Origin of the sequence: Marinobacter mobilis (genome assembly GCF_900106945.1) — a bacterium.
Lineage (GTDB): Bacteria > Pseudomonadota > Gammaproteobacteria > Pseudomonadales > Oleiphilaceae > Marinobacter > Marinobacter mobilis.
Genome location: NZ_FNNE01000001.1, coordinates 213,155 through 236,134 on the forward strand (window position 1 = coordinate 213,155; position 22,980 = coordinate 236,134).

Annotated in this window: 18 protein-coding genes; 8 read left to right on the forward strand and 10 right to left on the reverse strand. The window is 60.2% G+C overall.

Annotated features, from left to right (window positions below; genetic code table 11):
* Position 1: 1 nt before the first annotated feature.
* The 4 genes from BLV11_RS00995 to BLV11_RS01010 all read right to left on the reverse strand — a co-directional run bounded on the left by BLV11_RS00995 (position 2) and on the right by BLV11_RS01010 (position 4,563).
* Positions 2–1,321, reverse strand: a complete 1,320-nt coding sequence (locus BLV11_RS00995) for an SAM-dependent methyltransferase (RefSeq protein ID WP_091811079.1) — start codon at positions 1,319–1,321, stop codon at positions 2–4.
* Between the two features lie 207 nt (positions 1,322–1,528).
* Positions 1,529–2,839 carry a TRAP transporter large permease gene (locus BLV11_RS01000; RefSeq protein ID WP_091811080.1) on the reverse strand — a complete coding sequence of 437 codons (1,311 nt, stop codon included), beginning with the start codon at positions 2,837–2,839 and terminating at the stop codon, positions 1,529–1,531.
* Positions 2,836–3,381, reverse strand: a complete 546-nt coding sequence (locus BLV11_RS01005) for a TRAP transporter small permease subunit (RefSeq protein WP_091811081.1) — start codon at positions 3,379–3,381, stop codon at positions 2,836–2,838. The genes BLV11_RS01000 and BLV11_RS01005 overlap by 4 nt, the downstream gene beginning before the upstream one ends.
* Positions 3,382–3,486: 105 nt before the next feature.
* Positions 3,487–4,563 (reverse strand): TRAP transporter substrate-binding protein, encoded by a 1,077-nt coding sequence (locus BLV11_RS01010; protein WP_091811082.1) that lies wholly within the window; start codon positions 4,561–4,563, stop codon positions 3,487–3,489.
* A gap of 236 nt (positions 4,564–4,799) precedes the next feature.
* Between BLV11_RS01010 and BLV11_RS01015 the strand changes: the two genes are divergently transcribed.
* The 4 genes from BLV11_RS01015 to BLV11_RS01030 all read left to right on the forward strand — a co-directional run bounded on the left by BLV11_RS01015 (position 4,800) and on the right by BLV11_RS01030 (position 11,410).
* On the forward strand, positions 4,800–5,462 hold the full coding sequence (locus BLV11_RS01015; RefSeq protein ID WP_091811083.1) for an SDR family oxidoreductase: 663 nt from the start codon (positions 4,800–4,802) through the stop codon (positions 5,460–5,462).
* 59 nt (positions 5,463–5,521) lie between these two features.
* Positions 5,522–5,932 (forward strand): VOC family protein, encoded by a 411-nt coding sequence (locus tag BLV11_RS01020; protein WP_091811084.1) that lies wholly within the window; start codon positions 5,522–5,524, stop codon positions 5,930–5,932.
* An 18-nt stretch (positions 5,933–5,950) separates the two neighbouring features.
* Positions 5,951–7,018, forward strand: a complete 1,068-nt coding sequence (locus BLV11_RS01025) for a beta-N-acetylglucosaminidase domain-containing protein (protein WP_091811357.1) — start codon at positions 5,951–5,953, stop codon at positions 7,016–7,018.
* Positions 7,019–7,096: 78 nt separating this feature from the next.
* Positions 7,097–11,410 (forward strand): CHASE domain-containing protein, encoded by a 4,314-nt coding sequence (locus BLV11_RS01030; protein WP_175528245.1) that lies wholly within the window; start codon positions 7,097–7,099, stop codon positions 11,408–11,410.
* Between the two features lie 11 nt (positions 11,411–11,421).
* Here the strand turns inward: BLV11_RS01030 and BLV11_RS01035 are convergent, their stop codons facing one another.
* Positions 11,422–12,132 (reverse strand): SIMPL domain-containing protein, encoded by a 711-nt coding sequence (locus tag BLV11_RS01035; RefSeq protein ID WP_091811086.1) that lies wholly within the window; start codon positions 12,130–12,132, stop codon positions 11,422–11,424.
* 145 nt (positions 12,133–12,277) lie between these two features.
* Between BLV11_RS01035 and BLV11_RS01040 the strand changes: the two genes are divergently transcribed.
* A complete protein-coding gene (locus BLV11_RS01040) occupies positions 12,278–12,808 on the forward strand; it encodes a macro domain-containing protein (protein WP_091811087.1) in 531 nt (176 codons plus the stop codon).
* Between the two features lie 25 nt (positions 12,809–12,833).
* Here BLV11_RS01040 and BLV11_RS01045 read toward each other — a convergent pair whose 3' ends face one another.
* From BLV11_RS01045 to BLV11_RS01050, 3 genes are all read right to left on the reverse strand, one after another.
* Positions 12,834–14,360 (reverse strand): flavin-containing monooxygenase, encoded by a 1,527-nt coding sequence (locus BLV11_RS01045; RefSeq protein ID WP_091811088.1) that lies wholly within the window; start codon positions 14,358–14,360, stop codon positions 12,834–12,836.
* A gap of 125 nt (positions 14,361–14,485) precedes the next feature.
* A complete protein-coding gene (locus tag BLV11_RS18585; protein ID WP_281242725.1) occupies positions 14,486–14,614 on the reverse strand; it encodes a hypothetical protein in 129 nt (42 codons plus the stop codon).
* Between the two features lie 38 nt (positions 14,615–14,652).
* Positions 14,653–15,675: a ChaN family lipoprotein gene (locus BLV11_RS01050; protein WP_091811089.1), complete on the reverse strand. Its 1,023-nt coding sequence runs from the start codon at positions 15,673–15,675 to the stop codon at positions 14,653–14,655.
* A 143-nt stretch (positions 15,676–15,818) separates the two neighbouring features.
* Between BLV11_RS01050 and BLV11_RS01055 the strand changes: the two genes are divergently transcribed.
* From BLV11_RS01055 to BLV11_RS01065, 3 genes are all read left to right on the forward strand, one after another.
* On the forward strand, positions 15,819–16,742 hold the full coding sequence (locus BLV11_RS01055) for an LpxL/LpxP family acyltransferase (RefSeq protein ID WP_245725871.1): 924 nt from the start codon (positions 15,819–15,821) through the stop codon (positions 16,740–16,742).
* 153 nt (positions 16,743–16,895) lie between these two features.
* Positions 16,896–18,842 (forward strand): CASTOR/POLLUX-related putative ion channel, encoded by a 1,947-nt coding sequence (locus BLV11_RS01060; protein ID WP_091811091.1) that lies wholly within the window; start codon positions 16,896–16,898, stop codon positions 18,840–18,842.
* Positions 18,843–19,104: 262 nt separating this feature from the next.
* Positions 19,105–20,703: an isocitrate lyase gene (locus BLV11_RS01065; RefSeq protein ID WP_091811092.1), complete on the forward strand. Its 1,599-nt coding sequence runs from the start codon at positions 19,105–19,107 to the stop codon at positions 20,701–20,703.
* A 140-nt stretch (positions 20,704–20,843) separates the two neighbouring features.
* On the opposite strand, the gene BLV11_RS01070 is transcribed toward BLV11_RS01065, so the two are convergent.
* A complete protein-coding gene (locus BLV11_RS01070; protein WP_091811093.1) occupies positions 20,844–21,344 on the reverse strand; it encodes an acyl-CoA thioesterase in 501 nt (166 codons plus the stop codon).
* A 132-nt stretch (positions 21,345–21,476) separates the two neighbouring features.
* Positions 21,477–22,862, reverse strand: a complete 1,386-nt coding sequence (locus tag BLV11_RS01075) for a sigma-54 dependent transcriptional regulator (RefSeq protein WP_091811094.1) — start codon at positions 22,860–22,862, stop codon at positions 21,477–21,479.
* Positions 22,863–22,980 lie beyond the last annotated feature (118 nt).

Consider the following 22,980-nt stretch of genomic DNA (forward strand, 5'->3'; position numbering starts at 1 on the left):
CTCAGTAATCCTCCGGCGCTGCCGGTGACTGGTAGATGTCGCAGCGGCTCTGCGGCAGCTGGTGGTTATCGGCGTGGGTAAACAACACCTGGAACAATTGCAGCGAACCCACGTCAAAGGCGGCAATGGAGCCCGCCAGATACAGGCGCCAGGCTCGGGTGAAGCGTTCGTCATACATGGCGCTGATATCGACGCGATGCTGCTCGAAGCGTTCAAGCCAATGCGTCAGGGTCTGGGCGTAATGCAGGCGCAGGTTTTCCACATCCAGCACCGAGAAGTGGCCGGACTCGCAGATGGACAGGAACTCGCCGATGCTCGGCGGGTAGGCGCCGGGAAAGATCCGTTTCTCGATCCAGGCGTTCATCAGCATGGGGCGGTTACGGCCAATGCTGTGCAACAGGGCCAGGCCATGGGGCTTGAGGCAGCGCTGGATCAGTTCCGCCAGTTGTGGATAGTGGTCCTTGCCAACGTGCTCAAGCATGCCGATGGAGACAAAGGCATCGAATTGGCCGGAAATGTTGCGATAGTCATCCTCAATGTATTCGATGCGGTCCTCCAGCCCCTGACGGCGGGCTTCGGCGCGGGCGTAGACAATCTGTTCCCTGGAGATGTTGTAGGCCATGACCCTGACGCCATGATGGCGGGCCATGTAGCGGGCCAGCCCGCCCCAACCGCAGCCTGCCTCGACCACGGTCTGCCCCGGTCTGAGTCGCAACTTGCGGCAGACGTGTTCGAGCTTCGCCAACTGGGCCTGTTCCAGTGTCAGGTCCGGGCGTTCGTAGTAGGCGCAGGTGTACTGCATTTCCGCCCGATCAAGCCAGAGCCTGTAGAAGTTGTTGCCCAGATCGTAATGGTGATGGATGTTGTCCCGGGCGTCCTCCAGACTGGTTGAGCGTGGCGGGTGATTGCGCCACAAGGCCTCCAGCCACTTGGGCCAGTCTTCCCGGGCGCGATGGATCGAACGGTAGAGGTCCGCCATCAGTGCGGGCAGGTCGTTGTCTACCTCCAGGCGACCGGCGCTGTAGAGGTCGCCGAACGCCAGGTTGGGGTTGGTCACCAGTGAGAACAAGGCTTTCGGGTCTTTGACCGAGACGGTGTATTTGGGGTAGCCGGTATCCGGAGTGACCACGTCGTCGTTCCACAGCCGGAACGCGATGGGGGGGGAACCGCTCATCCGCAGCAGTTTGGTAATGAGCCAGCGCTCGTAGCTATGGGGGTCGCGATCCACCGGCTGACCGGTCTCCGCTAGCGACAGAGTATGGGCATACTCGTCGGGGTGCCTGCTCTGTGGACGGAGCTTTTTGGCGGTACTCGAACTCATGGGTGCTGACCTCCCTTGGGTGCTGGTCCGTTCGCAACCACGCACGCAGGTGCGGCGGGTAAGGAGTCTCGACAGCGGGCTGAGAGTCGCTAGTTCTGTGTCCAGTATAGAAAATGATCAGGTTTTGTCATGTTGGCCGTAGTAAGTAGCAACCCCGGCGAGCTGGCCGGGGTTGCTGGGGACGTGCGGAGGTGGTGCAGATCGGGCTCAGTAGCCCGAATAACCACTTGAGGCACTCATCCCGAACCATTCCGGGAAGATAAATATCGCCAGCAGCACCAGGGCCTGCAGTACGATGAAGGGCAGTACGCCCTTGTAGATATCCATGGTGGTGACCGACGGCGGTGACACCCCCTTGAGGTAAAACAGGCTGAATCCGAACGGTGGCGTCAGGAAGCTGGTTTGCAGGTTCATGGCGATGAGTATCGCGAACCAGAGCATGTTGATGCCAAGGGACTCGGCAATGGGCGCCAGGATAGGCACGACGATGAAGGAAATTTCCACAAAGTCGATAAAGAACCCGAGCACCAGGATCACGACCATGGCCAGAATCAGGAAGCCCCACTTCTCGCCCGGCAGCTGCATGATCCACTCTTCCAGCAGATAATCACCACCACTGTAGCTGAAGACCATGGAGAAGGCGGTAGCACCGATCAGGATGGCAAACACCATCGCGGTCACCTTGACCGTGTCATGGGCCGCTTCCCAGATCATCTTGAAGGAGAACTGCCGGTAGGCGATGGCCAGTACCAGCGCACCGACGCCGCCGAGGGCGGACGATTCGGTGGGAGTGGCGATCCCGGTAAAGATGGACCCGAGCACGATGACGATCAGTGCCAGGGGCGGGATGATGGCAAACAGAGCGCTGACAATTTCCTGCTTGCGGCTCAGTCCGGAGTCATCCGGCATGGCCGGTGCGGTCTGGGGCTTGAATCGGGTCAGAACCAGAATGTAGACAATGTAGAGGCCGACCAGCACCAGCCCTGGAATCACCGCGGCCTTGAACAGGTCGCCGACCGGTAGCCCGAGCACATCGCCGAGGATGATCAGGATGATGGAAGGCGGCACGATCTGGCCCAGGGTTCCCGATGCACAGATGGTGCCGCAGCTCAGCCGCTTGTCGTAGTTGTGGGCCAGCATCACCGGTAGTGAGATCAGGCCCATGGCGACCACGCTGGCGCCGACGACGCCGGTCGAGGCCGCCAGCAGCGCACCAACCAGAATGGTGGAAATAGCCAGACCTCCGGGCAGACCACCAAACAGCCGGCCCATGGAGGTCAGCAGTTGCTCGGCCAGCTTGGTGCGTTGCAGCACCACCCCCATGAAGATGAACAGGGGAATGGCCATCATTACCGTATTCTGCATCACACTCATGATGCGGAATGGCATGAAGGCAAACAGTTCCGGGCCCTGGGAAATCAGTCCGAAGACCAGGGCAACACCGCCGAACGTAAAGGCGACGGGAAAGCCCCAGAGCAGCATGAGCAGGCAGACGCCGAACATGATAATACCGATCATGCCAGTCCCCCTCCGCTGTGTTCGACATCGTAGCTCTGTTCACCTTTCAGCACCCGCAGGGCGTAGGTGACCATGCCCAGGCCGCTGGTAGCGATAAACAGGGCCGACAGTGGAATCACGGCCTTGATGATCCAGCGATAGGGCAGGCCGCCAGGGTCGCCGCTACTTTCATTCAGGTTGTAGGATTCCACCGCGAAGCTGTAACCGTAGGTGCCAATCAGGATGGCGAATGGAATGACAAATGCCGCAGCACCAATGAGGTTAACCCAGGCCTTGAAGGCGTTGCTGCGACTGGCGTAGAACACATCGACCCGGACGTGGCCGTCGGTCTGCAGGGCGTAGGGAATGCCCAGCAGGAACACCATGGAGTAAAGGTGCCACTCCAATTCCTGCATGCCGATGGACACGTCGTTGAAAATGTAGCGGGTGATGACGTCGTAAAACACATTGAACAGCATGAGTATCATGGCCACACAGGCCACCCAGCCGCAGGCTCTGGATATCCGGGCGAGCCCGTTATCCAGTTTCACAATCCAGCGCATGGTGTTACCTCTCGCCGGTGCAGGAGCCCGGCCTTTGTTTGAGCTTTATGAAACGACAAAACCGGGGCAACTCAAGGAGCAGCCCCGGTGTAGATGGCGCTCAGTTTACTCCAGCTCAGCCATGGTGTTGAGGTAGGCGCGATCAGAAATGTTGGTGTAGGCTCGGGCGTTACTCAGGTATTCCGCCTGGGAATCGACAATACGTCGGGCCAGGTCGTCACGCTCGGCGGCTTCCTGCAGGAGTTTGCTGTTGGCGTCGTACATGGCCTGGATGACGTCATCCGGGAAGGTGCGCACCTGAAGATCCGGGAAATCCGACTGGATCGACGCCCAGGCGTTGGCGTTTTCGTGCATGCTCATGATCAGCATGTCGTACGAGGCGGTCCGCATGGCAATTTGCAGGATTTGCTGAAGATCAGCCGGCAGTTTTTCCCAGCTGTCCTTGTTGATCAGGAACTGCAGTTCAGTGGCCGGTTCGTGCCAGCCGGTGTAGTAGTAATCGGCGATCTGCTGGAAACCAAGGCGCAGGTCCAGCGCCGGTCCGACCCACTCAACGGCATCAATGGTGCCACGCTCAAGTGCGGTGTACAGCTCACCCGGGGCAATGTTGGTCGGGTTGACGCCAACCTCGGCAAAGACTTCGCCGGCGAATCCGGGGATGCGCATTTTGAGGCCCTGAAGATCGTCCAGGGAATTGATTTCCTTGTTGAACCAGCCGCCCATCTGGATGCCGGTGTTGCCGCCGGGGAAGGAGAGCATGTTGTGCGGTTCATAGACTTCCTGCATCAGGTCCATGCCATCGCCGTAATAGAACCAGGCGTACTGTTCCTGAGCGGTCATGCCGAAAGGCATGCTGGTGAAGAACAGCGTGTTGGGCACTTTGCCTTTCCAGTAGTAGGACGCCGAATGGCCCATGTCGTACTGACCGGCTTTGACCATATCGAAAATGCCAAAGGGGGCTTTGTGACGGTTAGAGGAGTCAATTCGAATCTGCAGGCGGCCGTTGGACATTTCCTCGGCCATACGCGCCATGCTCTTGGTCGTGTCACCAAAGATCGGGAAATTGGGCCCCCAGGTTTCGGCCAGGCGCAGGGTAAAGGTTTCTTCTGCAACCGCCTGGCTGGAGGTGAAGACGGTGGCCAGGGTGAGGGTCAGGGCAGAGAACACAGAACGTAATTTCATGGTTCATCGATCCTATGTGTCGTTATTGTGATTGTTTGATGTGACAGCAATGGGTCCGGAGCGGCTCCAGTCCCGACGTATCCGTCTAATGCGGATTCGATCTTCTATTATGGTAGATGATGCGGTCAGGGGTAGTTAGTCATAAGTCGTAGACCCCGGTTACCGGTACAACCGGAACGACGCGCGCTGAAATGAGGTAGCATGGCGGCAGCGACCTTTCTGAACAGGAGACACAGATGAAAACTGTACTGATCACCGGGGCAAACCGGGGGGTGGGGTTGGCGCTGGCGAGACATTACGCGGGTGAGGGCTGGCAGGTGATTGGCGTCTGCCGGCAGGGTTCTGATGAACTGACGGAGGTGGCCGCCAGGGTGATCGAGGGCATCGATGTTACCCGGGACGATGAGGTTGGCCGGCTGGTTGAGGCACTGGACGATACCCCGCTGGATCTGCTGATCAATAACGCCGGTCTGCTGCAGGATGAACAGCTTGGCCAGATCGACTTCGACTCCATTCGCCAGCAGATGGAAATCAACGCCTATGCACCGTTGCGGGTAACCGAGGCATTACTGGCGAATCTCAGTACCGGCAGCAAGGTGGCCAATATCACCAGCCGCATGGGGTCCATTGCCGACAACGATTCCGGCGGGCGTTATGGCTATCGCGCTTCCAAGGCGGCTCTCAACGCCTTTGGCAAATCTCTGGCGGTGGACCTGAAACCGCGAGGCATTGCGGTTATCCAGTTGCATCCCGGTTACGTCAAGACGCGGATGGTAAACTTCGGTGGTCTGATCACGCCGGACCAAGCCGCCGAAGGCTTGGCCCAGCGTATTGCTGAGCTTGACCTGGACCATTCCGGTGCCTTCTGGCACAGCAATGGCGACACGCTGCCCTGGTAGTGTGTCCGCCGGTCATGGGATAGGTAGGAAAGGACGGTCTTGAGAAAAAGGAGCAGGCGATGAAACCACGTATGAGCATGATTACCCTGGGGGTCGAAGACCTGGATCGCTCCATACGCTTCTACCGGGACGGGCTGGGGCTGTCTCAGCTGGAATCCCCGCCGTCGGTGGCGTTTTTTCCGCTTAATGGCACCTGGCTTGGCCTTTACGGTCGCGAGGCCCTGGCCGAGGACGCTGGGGTGCCGGCGCAGGGGCAGGGATTCCGGGCCGTGACCATTTCCCACAATCTGGCATCGGAGGCAGCGGTCGATCAGCTGATGGCGGAAGCCGTAGCCGCCGGTGCCACCGAGGTCAAGAAGCCGCAGAAAGTGTTCTGGGGTGGCTACTCGGGTTACTTTGCCGACCCTGACGGTCACCTCTGGGAACTGGCCCACAACCCCTTCATGTGGGTGGGGCCTGAAGACAGCTGAACAACGATGGCGGACACGATGTTACCCGAACTTGGCATTATCGAAGGCTTCTATGGGCCGCTCTGGCACTGGCATGAACGTGAACAGCTGGTGGAAGCTCTGGCCCCCCGGGGCTACCGTTTCTACCTGTACGCGCCCAAGGCGGACCGCTATCTGCGGCGCTGCTGGCAGCTGCCCCACCCGCCGGAAGAGGCGGCGAGACTGGCCAGCTTTGCGGCGTTCTGCCGCAGTCTGGGGGTGCGTTTTGGTATTGGCCTGAGCCCGTTTGAGGTCTTCAATCACTTCGATGATGCGGCCCGCTCAGCGTTGACGGACAAGCTTGCCTTTCTTGATGGGCTCGGCATCGACGACCTGGCGATCCTGTTTGATGACATGAAAAGCGACACCCCGGACCTGGCGCGTACACAGGCGGACATAGTCCACTGGGTGAAGGCCCGAACCCGGGCCAGCCGCCTGTTTGTCTGCCCCAGCTACTATTCTGACGATGGTGTCCTGGACCGGGTGTTTGGCCAGCGTCCGGACAACTATCTTGAAGACCTGGGTCGGGCACTGGATCCTGGCGTGGAGGTGTTCTGGACCGGGGAGGAAGTGTGCTCCCGGGAAATCTCACCTGGGCATTTGGCGCGGGTCGCCGGGCAGCTGGAACGGCAACCGTTCCTGTGGGATAACTACCCGGTCAATGACGGCGACCGGATGTCCCGTCACCTGCACCTCCGAGCCTTCACGGGCCGGCCCGCCAGCAATGCTCACCACCTGGCCGGACATGGAATCAATCCTGCTTTGCAGCCGACCCTGACCCGGATTCCCGCGCTGACACTGATTGAGAGTTACCGGGAGGGCGAACGTTACCAGTATGGCCAGGCGTTTCTTGACGCGGCCCGACTCACCTTGGGAGAGCCGCTGGCAGCGCAGTTGCAGCGGGATATTCTGACGCTTGAAGATGGCGGATTATCCCGATTATCCGCCGCCAGGGTTGAGCAACTCAAAGAGATCTACCGACGTTATGACCACCCTGGTGCCCAGGAAGTGCTGGGGTGGCTGTCGGGTCACTACCAGGTGACGGATGACATGGTCCAGACCCAGTAACGGGCCCTTGGATTCGGTTGGCCCTGGAGGGCGGGGCGTAGGTATGGCAGCGACCTGAAGATGCAGGAAGGACACACGATGACACGTAGCAAGGGGCTGCTCACGGCCGCAGGCATTATCCTGGTGTATTTTGTTGCCGGCCATTTCGGGTTATCGCTGGCCTTTGAAACCACCAATGTTTCGCCAGTCTGGCCTCCGTCAGGCATTGCCCTGGCGGCCTTGTTGCTGGCGGGGCCGCGGTTCTGGCCCGCGATCACTGTTGGTGCCCTGCTGGTCAACGTGGCCAGCTTTGGCATCTCCGCGGACAGCTGGATGCTGCACGGTGGAGCTTCGGCTGTGATTGCTGTTGGAAACACCCTCGAGGCCTGGGTCGCCGCGCACTTCATTCGACGTACCTTGGGGCCTGCGCTGAGCTTCGGCTCGGTAGCCGTGGTCTTCCGGTACCTGTTGATTGTGGCGCTGGCCTGCAGCATCAGTGCGCTGGTCGGTACCGCCACGCTCGTGGGTTTGGGCTTTGGCCCCTGGCCGGTGGCGGATGAGATATTGGCCGCCTGGTGGCTGGGGGATTGCGTCGGTATGCTGGTGCTAACGCCGCTTATCCTGGTCTGGCGTGAGCTACCGCGCTGGCGAATGCGGTCGGTGCTGCACGCCGGGATGTTGGCCCTGGCCGTTGCGCTGGTGTGCGACCTGATCTTCCTGGAATCCCTGACCAATGCGGTCGACACCCGCCTGTTGACGTTCCTGCTGGTACCCGCGTTAGCTTGTGCAGCCTACCGATTCGGCCTGCATGGGGTCACGCTGTGTGCGGCTGCGGTCTCGAGTCTGGCAATCTACACCACCATTGGCGGCCAGGGGCCGTTTGTTTATAGCAGCATCAACGATTCGCTGCTGGCCCTCGATGCCTTTGTCGTGCTGTGGGTCTGCGCCGGTCTGGTACTGGCGGCGGACCTTAAAGAGCAGCGGCAGCAGGCTTCGGCGCGCCGGCGGGAAATTCTGCTGCCCTGGGCGGTGTTGCTGTTTGCCCTGGGTACCACCACCTTGTTGTGGCGCCAGGCCATGGACACGGTTCAGGAGAAGGGCGCGGAACAATTTGAATACCTCGCCAGCACCATCCGTGAGCGGGTTGCCGATCGCATGCTGGACTATCAGCAGGTCCTGCGCGGAGGGGTGGGTTTGTTCAACGCCTCGGAGCAGGTGTCCCGTTCGGAATGGGCGCGTTTTGTTGCTGACCTGGCGCTGACAGAGAATTATCCCGGCATACAGGGGGTGGGCTTTGCCCGTTACCTCGACAGTGAGCAAAAGAAACAGGACTTCGTATCGTCGGTACGTCACGGTGGTTTTCCCGATTTTGACGTAAAGCCGGACGGAACTCGGGACGTCTACGTGTCAATCGCTTATCTGGAGCCCTTTGATTGGCGGAACCAGCGTGCCCATGGCTACGACATGTTCTCAGAGGAACGACGGCGCCAGGCCATCGCCACCGCCCGCGACAGCGGCGCAACCTCGGTATCCGCGAGGATCACGCTGGTTCAGGAAGTCAATGTCGGGGTGCAGGCAGGCTTTCTCATGTACCTGCCGCTTTACCGGAATGGCACCGTACCGGCGACGGTGGCAGAGCGCAGGGCACAGATGGAGGGGGTGGTGTATAGCCCATTCCGAATGGACGACCTGATGACCGGCATCCTCAAACAACAGTTTACCGGGGTATCGATTGAAGTGTTCGATGGAGAATCCGAGCGGCTTGAGGACCTGCTCTACCAGTCGCCCGGCGAGGTTGTTAGTGACCCGTTAATGGCCGATCCTTTTATCTCGACGGTGCCGGTCGAGATCATTGATCGTAGCTGGACCATCCGGGTGACCTCGCGGCCGGCTTTCATGGATTCCCTGGACCTGCAAAAAGCGCAGATCATCTTGATCTGCGGTGTGGTGATCAGCTTCCTGCTGTTTTCGGTGGTACGGGCGCTAGTGTTTACGCGGTCACGGGCGCTGATGCTGGCCGAAGGGCTGACCTCCGCATTGACTCGGTCTGAACAGAAATTCTCTGCGCTGGCGGATCATGCCAACGAAGCCATTTTCATTGTCGACGGTGACGGGCGCATCGCCTCGGCCAACCCGGCGGCCAGTGAATGTTTTCGCCGGTCGGAAGCGGATCTAGTGGGCATGGCGGTGGCACAGTTGTTCGTACCTGGCCGCCGTGCTGAAGTCACGGCGGCTGTTGGCCATCTTATGGCCAGGACGGCGCCCGCTAACCGGATTGAACACATCCAGGCCGAGTGTATCGATCCGTCCGGGCACGAGTTTCCGGTCGAGTATTCGATGTCCCACTGGCGCAGTGAAAACGAGGATTTCGTTGGGGTCATACTGCGCGACGTTACGGACCAGCGACTGGCGGAGGAGCGGCTGCAACAGGCCCGGGAAGCGGCTGAAGAAGCCAATCGGGCAAAAAGTGACTTCGTGGCCAACATGAGCCATGAGATCCGTACACCGATGAACGCGGTGCTCGGGATGTCGCAGATTCTCGCCAAGACCCCGATGAACGGTGATCAACGACGCTATGTCGAGATGATTCAGACGGCCGGCCAGACGCTCACCGAGATCATCAATGACATCCTCGATTTTTCAAAGATCGAGGCGGGGCGACTGGATATCGAAGCAGAACCGTTTGATCTGGATGGGTTGGTTGAGGAACTGGCCACTGTGATGATGATCGGGGCAGGCAAAAAGGCCTTGCAGCCCGTGATTGGGGTGGCTGCCGATGTGCCCAGATGGGTGGTGGGGGATGAGCTTCGGGTGCGTCAGGTGCTACTCAACCTGTTGTCCAATGCCCTCAAGTTCACGGAGCGCGGCGAAGTTGCATTATTGATTGAGGTTGCCGCTCGCGGAGAAGGCCAGGTCACCCTCCGTTGCCGCGTCCGGGATACCGGTATCGGTATGAATGCAGATCACCAGCGGCACCTGTTCAGTGCCTTTACCCAGGCCGATACGTCGACGACCCGGCGGTTTGGCGGCACCGGTCTGGGGCTGGCGATTTCCAGCCGGTTGGCGTCATTGATGGGGGGCGGTATCCAGGTTGAGAGCACGCCGGAGCAGGGCAGTTGCTTTACCCTGACGGTGCCTTTTACGCTGGCGCCGGGTGCGCTGGCGGAGGCACTGCCGGAGACGCTCTCGGGGCGGCGGGTGTTGATGCTGGATGCCAGCGAGACCTGCCGTGACTGTATGGCTCGTACGTTCAGCTTGCCGAACCTGGCGATTGACAGCACCGGCGATCCGGCCGAAGCCCTGGCCAAGGCCAGACGGGCGCCTGGCTATGACATCCTGCTGATTGACCGGCTCCCTGATGCCCCCGACCGGGTTGAACTGTTTGCACAACTGAAAGCAGCCATCGCCAACCCCGATTTGGTGGTGTTGTGTCTGGTTACGCCCCACGATGAGGTTCCCCAGGAGTTCGGAATAATGTCCCCGCTGATTGCCGGGGTGTTGGTCAAACCGGTGACGCGCCGGCGTCTGCTCGATAAGTTGCGGGCGTTGCTGGCCGTGGATACGGAGGTGGCGGCCCCGGAACCTGTGGTTGAGCAGCCGGAAGGTGCGGATCTGCAAGGTGCCTGCCTGCTGCTGGTTGAGGATAATGAGCTGAACCAGATTGTTGCCTCACATTTTTTGCAGCAGGCCGGCGCAGACGTCATTACGGTGGCTGATGGCCAGCAGGCCCTGGATGCCCTGCAGGAACAGCCCACCCGCTTCGACGCCGTGTTGATGGACGTACAGATGCCGGTGATGGATGGGTTGACGGCGACCCGCCTGATTCGTGACCGGTTGGGGCTGAACCTGCCGGTGTTAGCCATGAGTGCCGGTGTTCTGGCGAGTGAGCGGGCTAACTGCCAGCGGGCGGGTATGACCGACTTTGTGGCTAAGCCTGTGGTGCGGGAAGATCTGATCAGCACCCTGGTCCGTCACCTCGGCCACAAGGGGCAGGGTCTGGCAGCGACAGCTGCTGCAAGTGAGGGGGGTGGCCTGCTGGGTAACCTTGAGCGCCTGTTGCTGGCCACCGCGAGTCAGGCGGGTGCCCGCGATGCGGTGCTGGCGATCGCCCGTAATATTCGGGATCGGGGGCAGGCGCCTCTGGAGCAGTCCTATGCGGATTGGCAGGCAGGGGACAGTGGTAAGGCCGCGGCCGCCCTGCACTCCCTGCGCGGCCTGATTGGTAGTCTGGGAGACACTCCGGTGACCAGGCTGTCGCTGGAACTTGAGCAGGGAGTAAAGGCCGGTCGTGGTGACCTGGAGCCCATGTGGCGGCGTATTCGGGATGACTATGCTCAGTTCTTGACGGCCCTGGAGCAGTGGCTCTGGCGTCACGAAGCGGATCCCGCGGACCGAGTCACCCCGGCGCGCTGAGGCCTGGGGGGCTACTCCAGGTAATACTCGACGGTAGTAACCACCCGGACGGTTTTGACGGCTTGCTGTCCTTCGCTGATTCCGGGGGCCTGATCCCTTGGCAGAATCTGGAATACGCCCTGATTGGCCCGGCGAATGCCGCCGAGGGTGGTGTTCGCATCCTGGGCAAACTGGCTGGCCGCTTCCCGGGCGGCAGCGGTGGCCCGGGCAATCATGTCCGGTTTGATCTCGTTAAGACGGCTGAACAGGTAGGTGGGACCACTGTTGCCATAGTCCGCTGACAGCACGACGCCAGAGTCCACCAGTTCACTCACTCCCTGAGCCGCCTGCTGGACACGGGTGATATCGCCGCTGCGAACCATCAGCGTCTGACTGATGATAAAGCGCTGAGCGCCGCCCTGGTTCTGATAGGGGTTGGCGCGGGTGTCGGTCACGTCCAGGCGTTGCAGTTCCACCGCCTCACTGGCAATGGCCTGAAGTTGTAGGAAGGCCATGATGGCGTCGCGGCTGGCGCGGGCATCATCCTGGGCTTGCTGCAGGGTGTCACCGGTGGCCACAAATCGCAGCGGCCAAAGGGCCAGATCAGCCTTAACCTCCTGCTCAGCCACGCCCTTGACGGTCACAAACCGGTCGCTGGTGCGCAGAGCCATCAGACCCTCCATGATCAGGCTGGAGGAGAAGATGACCGCAACGGCAACAATCAGCGTGGGAAGGGTTTTCATAGTGAGTCCTTTCGGTGGTGGGAAAAGGTCAACATTGCCCAGATACCGGTGACCGTCAAGTCATCATCCATGATGGCTGCCGCGGCCGTCGGCCATTATGTGCCATGCTGGTTGGCAGGTTGGTCAACATCCTCAGGAGATCCTCATGGCTATACTGACCATTGAATGCGTACGCGGTGATATTGCTCGCCAACCTGATATCGATGCGGTGGTGAATGCGGCCAATGCCCAGTTGCTATCCGGAGCTGGCGTAGCAGGCGCTATTCATCGGGCGGCTGGGCCGGAGCTGGCGCAGGCTTGTCGGCCACTGGCGCCGATCCACCCCGGTGAAGCGGTGATCTCTGATGCGTTCGGTTTACCCAATCGCCATGTGATTCATTGTCTGGGCCCGGTGTACGGTGTTGATGAGCCCTCGGCTCAACTGCTGGCAGCTTGCTACCGCAATGCGTTGCGGCTGGCGGATCGCCATGGCTTGGTGTCGGTTGCCTTTCCGGCCATTTCCACGGGGGTATTCGGTTACCCGCTGGCGGAAGCTGCGGAGGTTGCCCTCGCCGCCGTATGGGGCTGCGCCGCCGAACTGACGAGCCTGAGACGGGTGCGTTTTGTACTGTTCAGTGAAGCCGATCGGGAGGTGTTTCAGCGGATTCTGGATGGGGGTGAAAAAAGCCCGGCGTGATGTCCATCAGCCGGGCCAGGCAGGATCAGGCGCCGAACAGGGCCGAACGCAGTGGTGCGATGAAGCTGCGGCTGCGGCTGGACTGAGCTTTGCTTCTGCGGCCATCGAATTCGATGTGGCCGTCTTCGATCGGGTCGAATCGCAGCGTCTTGACGTCTTCCAGGTAGTTCTGGGACGCCTTCCAGGGGCCGTGACTGCCCTGGCGAGGCAGGCGGTCGGCAGCACGCTTGATGTAGCCAGCCTCGAGGGAGCCGAGAATGGTGTCTTCGGTACGGCTGTTCTCAACATCCCGGGTCACACAGACCTTGTGCCCCTTGCGATCCATATGGTTGAGCAGGCGGCAGACATATTCGCTGGCAATATCGGCCTTCAGAGTCCAGGAAATATTGGTGTAGCCAACAATCATGGCGGCATTGGGGAGGCCTTCCACCAGCACATTCTTGTACAGCATGGTATCGCTGACCTTGAGCGGCTGGTTATCGACCTTGATCTCCATGCCGCCCATGATCTGCACGTCCAGGCCAGTGGCGGTGATGATGATGTCCGCTTCCAGTTCCTGACCGGACTTCAGCCGGATGCCGTTCTCAGTAAAGCGTTCGATGTGGTCGGTGGCCATGGAGGCCTTGCCCGCCTTGATGGCCTTGAACAGGTCGCCGTCAGCCACCACGCATAGGCGCTGGTCCCACGGGTTGTAGCTGGGAGAGAAATGGCGCATGTCGGCCTTGCCGGACAACTGGCTGCGAATGATGCCCAGCAGCAGGCGACGAACCGCTTTCGGGTTCTTGCGGGCACGCTCGAAAATGGTCCGTGCCAGGGTGATGTTGCGAGCCCGGGTCAGGCGATAGGCCAGTTTGTCCGGCAGCACCTTTTGCATGGCCACTGACACGGGGTCAATGGAGGGCAGCGGCATCAGGTAGGTCGGCGACCGCTGCAGCATGGTGACATGCTCGGCTTTGTCGGTCAGGGTCGGAACCAGAGTGATGGCAGTGGCACCGGAACCGATCACGACCACTTTCTTGCCGCTGTAATCAAGGTTCTCCGGCCAGTGCTGGGGATGGATAACCTGACCCTTGAAGTCGGCCTCGCCCGGGAAGTCCGGTTTGAAGCCGGCATCGTAGTTGTAGTAGCCGGTACAGCCCACCACGAAGTTGGCGGTGTAGGTTTCTTTGTCACCGGTCTTTTCACACTCAACGTCCACGGTCCAGCACTTGTCAGCGCTGGACCAGTTGGTGTTGGTGACCTTGCGCCCGAAACGAATGTTGTCGGTGACGCCGAACTGCTCGGCGGTTTCGACCACATACTTCTTAATTGAGGGGCCATCAGCCAACACTTTGCCGCCGGTCCAGGGGCGGAAGTTGTATCCGAAGGTGTACATGTCGGAATCGGAACGAATGCCCGGGTAACGGAACAGGTCCCAGGTGCCGCCGATGGCTTCACGACGCTCCAGAATGGCGTAGCGTTTGTTGGGACATTCACGGGTCAGGTGGCAGGCCATACCGATGCCGGAAATGCCGGCACCAACGATCAGAACGTCAAAGTGTTGTTGGCTCATGAGGTCAACCTCTTGTTATCGGGTTCAGCTTGGCACCGTACCGCTTGATGGACCGGGTGCCAGCGGATGTGGCTGGGGTTTATGAATCCTAAGGTACGGGGCTCTTCAGGGAGGGGGATTGGCCGTCAGGCGGGAGGCGCCGCGTAAGCGCGGCCAAGATCAGGGGACTGGCGGGTGGTCATGGTCTGCCAGCCCTTGCCGGTAGCGGGCTGGCGAGCGCTGGTCGGGCGGCGAATCCGGGCGGGGACGAACAACGGTTGTCCCATTGGGCATGGTGATTTGCCCGATAGGCTCAGGGCTCCGGCTGACAGTCGATTGGGGGGGCGTCGGCAAAGCGCCGCTGCAGGTCACGGAGTTGCCGCTGGGCATCCCTGAACTGAACCGGCAAAGGGGACAGCAGGTAGAGAAAATCACCCCTGTCGCGCTGTCCGGCAAGGTCGGGAAAGGCACCTTCGCTGTCGCTGAAAATGGGCGACAGCACAACGACGTCGAGATCCGGCGCCTGTTGCTGTATGGCTTGAACGGTCCCAAGGTGGTCTTCACTGTGAAACGTGCCGGTGAGATGGAGAATCTGGGCCCCGGGATGCTGTTCGAGGGCGACAAGGATGCGGCTGGCCATGGTGTAGTCGCGCAGCAGCTGGGCCTGGTAGCTGTTCATCAGCCGGCTTTGGTCGCGGCTACCGTGGCTGCCACCGGCCATGGTGGCGAGGAATTTGTCCCGATAGGCCGTGGAGCCGGGGAATGGCGGTTCCGGCAGGGTGGCGCGAACGTCCGGGGTCAGGGTATCCAGATAGCCTGTGCCCTGACGGCCAACACAGCGAACCACCTCGCGGGGAGCGTTGGTGGCGATGACCGGAAGGTCGTTGGCAATGGCAAACTCCACCAATGGCCGATAGGACGCCTGGTAATTTGCCCAGGCTGCGGCCTCCTCGATCATTTCCCGCTCCCCGGTTTCTCCGGCCAGGTAGCGATCCAGTGCGGGCTGCCGGTCGATGGCGAACTGCTCCAGCGTGAGGATCTGATCTGGGCGCCGTTGGTAAAGGGCTTGCTGAATTTGTGACTGTAACAGGTGCGCGCCCGGGTGGCCGTGGTATTCGCCAATCACCACCACATCGGCCTCAACCAGGGTTTCGGCCAAGGCTGGCAGTGTTTGTGGCGTGCCGGTGGCAGCCTCAATGATGCGGGTCTCATACAGGGTTTGCAGCGGGCGAGAGGCGTCGTGGCGAGCGCCTTCACGGTGGATGGCGTCGAGGCTGGAACAGCCCGCGACGGCAAGCAGTACTGAGCACAGCAGGTAATGACCGGGTTTCGTCATCAGATTCTCCGGAAGCGACTGCCGGGTGAGTTACAGGAGTTTACTGAAAAACTGAACCTATTGTGTCACGCTCTGCGCCCCTCCGACAGGTAACCATTGTGAGCCCTGGCGGCACACACTCTGCATTTATAGGTTCTCCTGTCGTGAGCAAACGTAATCGTATGGCGTCCCGATCGCTGTGGCACCCGGCGTTCTGGCCCTCCTGGGGCATTGTTTTTGTCCTCTATCTGTTGTCCCTGTTGCCCATGGCGCGCAAGCGTTCGCTGGCGGCTCGCCTGGGCCGGTTGCTGCATCGCAAACTGAAATCACGGGCACGAGCCGTGTCGGCAAACCTGGCGGCCTGCTTTCCCGAACTGACCCCCGACGAGCGTGAGCAACTGGCGGAGGACGCCTTTGTTTCCTGCAGTCTGGGTATTTTTGAAAGTCTTCACTGCTGGTGGCGAGACACCGAGTCGCTACAGCATAAGACTGAGGTGGTCGGGCTTGAGCATCTGCAGGAGGCAATAGCCCAGAACCGGGGGGTGCTGCTGATTGGCGCTCATTACAGCATTCTTGACCTGGCCTTACCGCTGATTGCCTGCCAACTGACTAAGCCGGGATACATGTATCGCCCCAACAACAACCCGGTCATTGACCGGATGATTGAGCGCGGGCGCCGGCGCCACTTTGGTATCCAGCCGTTCAACAAACGTCAGTTAAAAGACATGATGGGCTTCCTTCGGGAGGGTGGTCAGGTCTGGTATGGCTGTGATCAGGATTTCGGTGGCAAGACCGAGCTGTTTGTTCCTTTCTTCGGGGTCGATACCGGCTGCATTACTACGCCAACCTATATTGCACGGGAATCTGGTGCCGCGGTCATCTGTGTCAGCCATCTGCGGACACCCGATGGTAACTACCGGGTCGAGTTCTCTGAGATTCAGGAGTCGTTTGGTCTGGACCCTGAGCAGGATGCCCGCATCTGGAACGGCTTTATCGAACAGGCCATTCGCCGTTTCCCGGATCAGTACCTGTGGCTGCATAAACGCTTCAAGACCCGTCCGGCCGGTGCGGCGTCGATTTACCGGTAACCCGACCCTGCGGGTGCCGGGTCATGGCGGTATTGATCTGGCTTTGATGGCGACTATGGCCGAGACGGGTATTGTCGGATAACCTGCCGGTGTTTGGGTGTGTCTGCTGTTTCCTGCGGCTTGCCCGTAAATCCGGATTCGGAGAACCGATCTATGTTGCCGTTGCGATTCATTGACCGCCTTAAGTTCTTTGTCGAACGCCAGTTCGTCAGGGGAGCCGCTTTCCAGCTGGTCATCGTGGCCATGGTGATTGGACTGATCTCGCTGGCAGGCGGGCTGCTGGTGGCGCCGGTGGATGGCGCGTTCGATAGTCTTGGCGCGGCTGTTTGGTGGGCCTTTCTGCGGCTGACCGATCCCGGATACCTGGGGGATGATGCCGGCAACTGGCAGCGTTTCGTCTCCACCCTGCTGACCCTGCTCGGTTATGTGGTGTTCCTGGGGGCGCTGGTGGCCATCCTTACCCGCTGGCTGATCGCGCTGATGAACAATCTGGAGCGCGGCCTGACCCCGGTGTCACTGCGCAATCATGTGGTGGTGCTGGGGTGGACTCCGCTGACCTTGCCGCTGGTGGCGGAACTGCTGGAAGCATCGCCGCGAGTCCGACGTTTTCTGGAATTGAACGATGCCAGGCGCCTACGCCTGGTGGTATTGGCAGAAGAAGTGTCTGCCCGTCAGGCTCTGGAGTTGAGCAATGAGCCCGACATCGGCCGCAAGGCACGCCAGGTGATCCTCCGTTCGGGCTTGGCGATTCAGCCGGAAGCGCTGGAACGAGTGGCCTGTCTGGATGCCGCTGCGGTGATCATTCCTGGCACCCGCCAGGAGACCGACGGACTGGTGACCTCGGATGTGGAAACGGTCAAGGCATTATTATCAATTGCCGCCCAGGCCCGTCAGCGCAAGCAATCGCTGCCGTTTGTGGTGGCTGAACTGCGCGACCCCCGCAAGCAGCGAGTGATTGAGAAAGCCTATCCCGGTGCCGTGGAAGTGGTGGCGGGTGATGCCACCATCAGCCGGCTGATCGTCAAGACGGTATTGCATCCGGGTATTTCGGAACTCTATACCGAACTGCTCACCGCCAGTGAAGGCAACCAGCTTTACTTGCGGAGTGGCGAAACCGCTGCGGGCCTGACGCTCGCCGAACTGGCTGGCCGCCGGTCTGGTGTCCGGGTGTTGGGCTTGATGCGCCGCCGTGATAGCGGCTGGGAAACCCGGCTACTGGCCCCGGCTGACACGGTGATTGAAGCGGGTGACCGGGTGGTGATGTTGGCGCGACGCTATGAGCATACTGATACAGATACCTCCTCAGCGGCGGCGTCCACTCTGTCCGTCGCAAGCGCACCTCCGGCTCGGGCGGTTGTAGCGACGTCCCGGCGCATCCTGATTCTAGGCTGGAGTCGGAAAGTGCCGGTCATGCTCGCCGAGTTCAACCGATACGCTGCCTGTCACTTTGATATTGATGTGGTCTCGGTAGTGCCGCTGGCCAGGCGGGAGGGGGCCCTGACCGGAGTGGCCGATGCTCTGGAACGGGTCAAGGTGCGTCAGATCGAGGCCGATTACCTGGTGGACGGCGAGCTGCGGCGGCTGCAGCCGGCTGACTACGACAGCGTGATCCTGATGAGTAACGACCGCCTGGCGACAGAAGAGGAAGCCGATGCCCGGGCGATGATGGGGTTTCTGTTGCTGGAAGACCTGCTGGCCACTCAGTCGCGGCGCCCCCAGGTGATTCAGGAGCTGAGTGACCCTGATAATGAGGCCTTGCTCGGAGGGGGTCGCAGTGAAATTCTGATCAGCCCGATGATTCTCAGTCACCTGCTGGCCCAGGTGGCCCTGCGGCGGGAGCTTCGTCAGGTTCTGGACGAGCTCTTTGGTCATGGTGGGGCTGAGTTCCAGTTCCGCGCGCCGGAAGCCTATGGATTAACCGCGTCGGCCAGTTTCCAGGATTGTGAAGCGGCAGCCGCGGAGCGAGGGGAAATGGTGCTGGGGCTGTTTCACCATCGTGCGCAGGGTAATGGCCGTCGCCTCGAGCTCAACCCACCAGCAGGCACATTGCTTGACCTTCAGGCGGGGGACCGGCTGGTCGTACTGGCCATGGTCGGTTGAACAGGGGCCGGGTGCTGCCTCTGAATGGTCAGAAAATCAGCGAGTTGGTTCATCAGATCACGGCGTATTTTCTCCATTCATGGAAAAAATGCCGGAAATAGATAATATAAATTTCAATTATAAGTTCGAAGCCACTAAAGTAGTCGCCAACGTCAGCGGCCTGACTGTTTTTTGAGCGGGCCGACTCGTCGTCCGACTCGGTGTCCGTGACGCACGGATGCCCAACGCAGTACCTCAAACCTCTAAAGACAGGACTGAGATCATGCCATACGCAAGCGACGTTGATGCACTCGCATCATTGATCAAGCAAAACCCGACCTGGGCTGCCATTAACCCGAAGCACGCGGCTCGCATGCGCGCCCAGAACCAGTTCAAGACTGGCCTGGACATCGCCAAGTACACCGCCAAGATCATGCGCGAAGATATGGCTGCCTACGACGCCGATACCGCTCAGTACACTCAGTCTCTGGGTTGCTGGCACGGCTTCATCGGTCAGCAGAAGCTGATCTCTATCAAGAAGCACTTCGGTACCACCAAGCGTCGTTACCTGTACCTGTCTGGCTGGATGGTTGCTGCCCTGCGTTCCCAGTTCGGTCCGCTGCCTGACCAGTCCATGCACGAGAAGACTTCTGTCTCCAGCCTGATCGGCGAGCTGTACACCTTCCTGCGTCAGGCTGACGCATGGGAACTGAACCACCTGTTCCGTGACCTGGAAGCTGCCGAAAACGCCGGTGACGCTGCCAAGGCCAAGGAAATCGAAGCTGCCATCGACGGCCACGAAACTCACATCGTGCCGATCATTGCTGACATCGACGCTGGTTTCGGTAACGCCGAAGCGACCTACCTGCTGGCCAAGCAGATGATCGAAGCGGGTGCTTGCTGTATCCAGATCGAAAACCAGGTTTCTGACGAGAAGCAGTGTGGCCACCAGGACGGTAAAGTAACCGTTCCTCACGCTGACTTCCTTGCCAAGATCAACGCTGTACGTCTGGCGTTCCTGGAGCTGGGTGTGGACGACGGTGTTATCGTTGCCCGTACTGACTCCCTGGGTGCTGGCCTGACCAAGCAGATCGCTGTAACCAACGAGCCGGGTGACCTGGGCGACCAGTACAACAGCTTCATCGACGGTGACGTGATCGAAAGCGCTGACGACATCGCTAACGGCGACGTTGTAATCAAGCAGAACGGCAAGCTGGTTCGTCCGAAGCGTCTGGCTTCTGGCCTGTTCCAGTTCAAAGCCGGCTCTGGCGAAGATCGTGTTGTTATGGACTGTATCGCCAGCCTGCAGAACGGTGCTGACCTGCTGTGGATCGAGACTGAGAAGCCTCACGTTGGCCAGATCGCTGGTATGGTTAACCGTATCCGTGAAGTTGTTCCTAGCGCCAAGCTGGTATACAACAACAGCCCGTCCTTCAACTGGACCCTGAACTTCCGTCAGCAGGTATTCGATGCCTGGGCTGCCGAAGGTAAGGACGTTTCCGCTTACGACCGCGACAAGCTGATGAGCGCTGACTACGACAGCACTGAGCTGGCTACTCTGGCCGACGAGTGGACTGCGAACTTCCAGCGTGATGCGTCTCGCGAAGCTGGTATCTTCCACCACCTGATCACTCTGCCGACTTACCACACTGCGGCCCTGTCTACCGACAACCTGGCCAAGGGTTACTTCGGCGACGAAGGCATGCTGGCCTACGTTGCTGGTGTACAGCGTAAGGAAATCCGTCAGGGTATCGCCACTGTTAAGCACCAGGACATGGCTGGTTCTAACATCGGTGACGACCACAAAGAATTCTTCGCTGGCGAAGCCGCGCTGAAGGCTGGTGGTAAGGACAACACCATGGGTCAGTTCGAGAACATCTAATCTCGACCGACACCGTGTGTTGACGAAAAAGGCGACCTTCGGGTCGCCTTTTTTAATGCCGCGGGGCCGAGTTCAATGCTGTTCCTGACGTGGCTATCCTGATTCTTGAAATCTATCCCCACATGCAACGCCCGTTCCGGTCATGGCTTGGCCGCCGCCAGTTTCTCCCTCGTGGCCAGCCGTCCCTGCCGGCGGACTTCGGCATCCCGATAACGCTGCTGCTGTTCTGCGGTTTCCGGCAGAACCTCGTTCACCTCCACCGGGCGATGATCCTCGTCCAGCGCGACAAAGGTGAAAAATGCCGAGAGGATATGGCGGGTTTCGCCGGTGTAGCTGTTCTCTGCCAATACCTTGGCTCCGATCTCCATGGAAGAGCCCCAGGCCCGGTTTAGCGACAGATTGAACAGCAGGGTATCCCCCCCTTTGGCCGGCGCCCGGAAGTGGATGGAGTCCACCGCAGCCGTGACACAGACATGGCCGGAGTGGCGTTCTGCTACTACCAGGGCAAGGCGATCGCACTTGGCCATGATCAGGCCGCCGAAGACGGTCTCGTGGGAGTTCAGATCATTGGGAAAGACTTTGTAGACGTGGTTGTCGATGGCGGATGCCGCCACCGTCCTGGCTGGTTTTGCCGCATTCATTGAAATTCCTCGCAGGCTGGAATGACATCAAGGCTACCGCAGTGGCGGGCGCATGTCTCGGGTGAGCGTGCCGAACGGTTCGGACTGATGGGATCGCAAGGAGGGCGGCGCCCGACCCGCGGGCGCCGCAGTTTAAAGACCTTTGTTGCGGGGCTTGCTGCTGGTGTCTTCGGTGGCCGCCATAGCGCTTTTGTGTTTCTCCATCAGGCGGTACAGCGAGACCCGGGAAATGTCGAGCAGGCGAGCCGCCGCCGAGACGTTGTTGTGGGTCATGGCGAGGCTGCAGCGGACGGCCTGCTGTTCGGCCTGGGCGCGGAAATGATCCAGGCTTAGGTCGTCGTTTGCATTGGCCTGTTGCGCCTGGAATCCGAGATCTTGTGGGCTCAGGCGCTGATCCTCACCAAGCAGAATGGCCTGGTGCAGGCGATTGTCCAGTTCGCGAATGTTGCCGGGCCAGCTGTGGGCCATCAGGGCTCGCATGGCGGCCTCATTGAGTTGCCAGTGGATCCGGTTGCCCTGAGACGCCGCGGAGGCGAAAAAGTGCTCGACCAGTTCCGGAAGATCCTCCAGGCGCTCCCGCAGTTCGGGTAATCGAACGGACAGTCCACCCAGGCGGTAAAACACATCCTTGCGGAACTCATTACTCTGCACCAGGGCATCAAGGGGCTGGGAGCTGGTGGCAATAATCCGGGTTCGAATCTGGCGTGGGCGTTTGCTGCCCACCTGGTCAAGAGCCCCATCCTGAAGAAACCGCAACAGGGCGGATTGCTGCTCCGGCAGTAATTCATTGATACCCATCAGCAGCAGGCTGCCCCCATGGGCGGCTTCAAATCGCCCGATGTGGGCTTCGGCGGCACCGTCTGGCGTGCCGTTCTCGTCGCCGAACAGCTCCCGCTGGGTTAAAGAGGGAGGCAGGGCTGCGCAATTGACAGAGATGAAGGGGCCGTGGCTGACGGGGGAGTGGTCATGGATATACCGTGCAGCGGTTTCCTTGCCGGTGCCACTGGCGCCGTAGATCAGCACCGGTTCCAGGGTGCTGGCAAATCGTTGCAGCAGGGAACGGGTCTGACGTATCGCGGTGGAATGCCCGCTCAGGGCGCAGTGTTGCAGCGTGGCCCGCTCACCGCCAGCTAGTTGCGAGCGCAATCGCGCCATACCCCATAGATGTCCGAGCACGGTGTCGAGCCGGTTCTGGTCCAGGGGCAGGGTGTGGTAATCGGCACAATGGGTGCCAATGACATGGCTCAGATTTGGGTCCTGTGCCGGTGGTTTGTCCGTCAGCCCCACCCAGGTGGTTGGATTCAGGGTGTTCAGCCAGTCTTCCAGTAACGGGAAGTCTTCATCCGTGCAGCCGTGGAGGTCCAGAACACCCACTCTGGCGCCGTTTCCATTGCTGAGGTCCCGGGGCGGCTGGTGCAGATTGATCTGATGAATGTCCCAGTGGCTGGACAGTGCCAGCCCTGTGACCCCGGGATCGGGGGAGGGTGAAATCCAAAGCAGCGTTCTACGGTGCTCCATGATATGTCTCCAGTCTGATACTCGTTATCGGCCTGGACTGCTACTCAGCGACGCGGAGGTGGTTGCAGCAGAAGGTAACGCTGCCCCCGAACGGGTACTCAGTGTTTGAGGCACGATA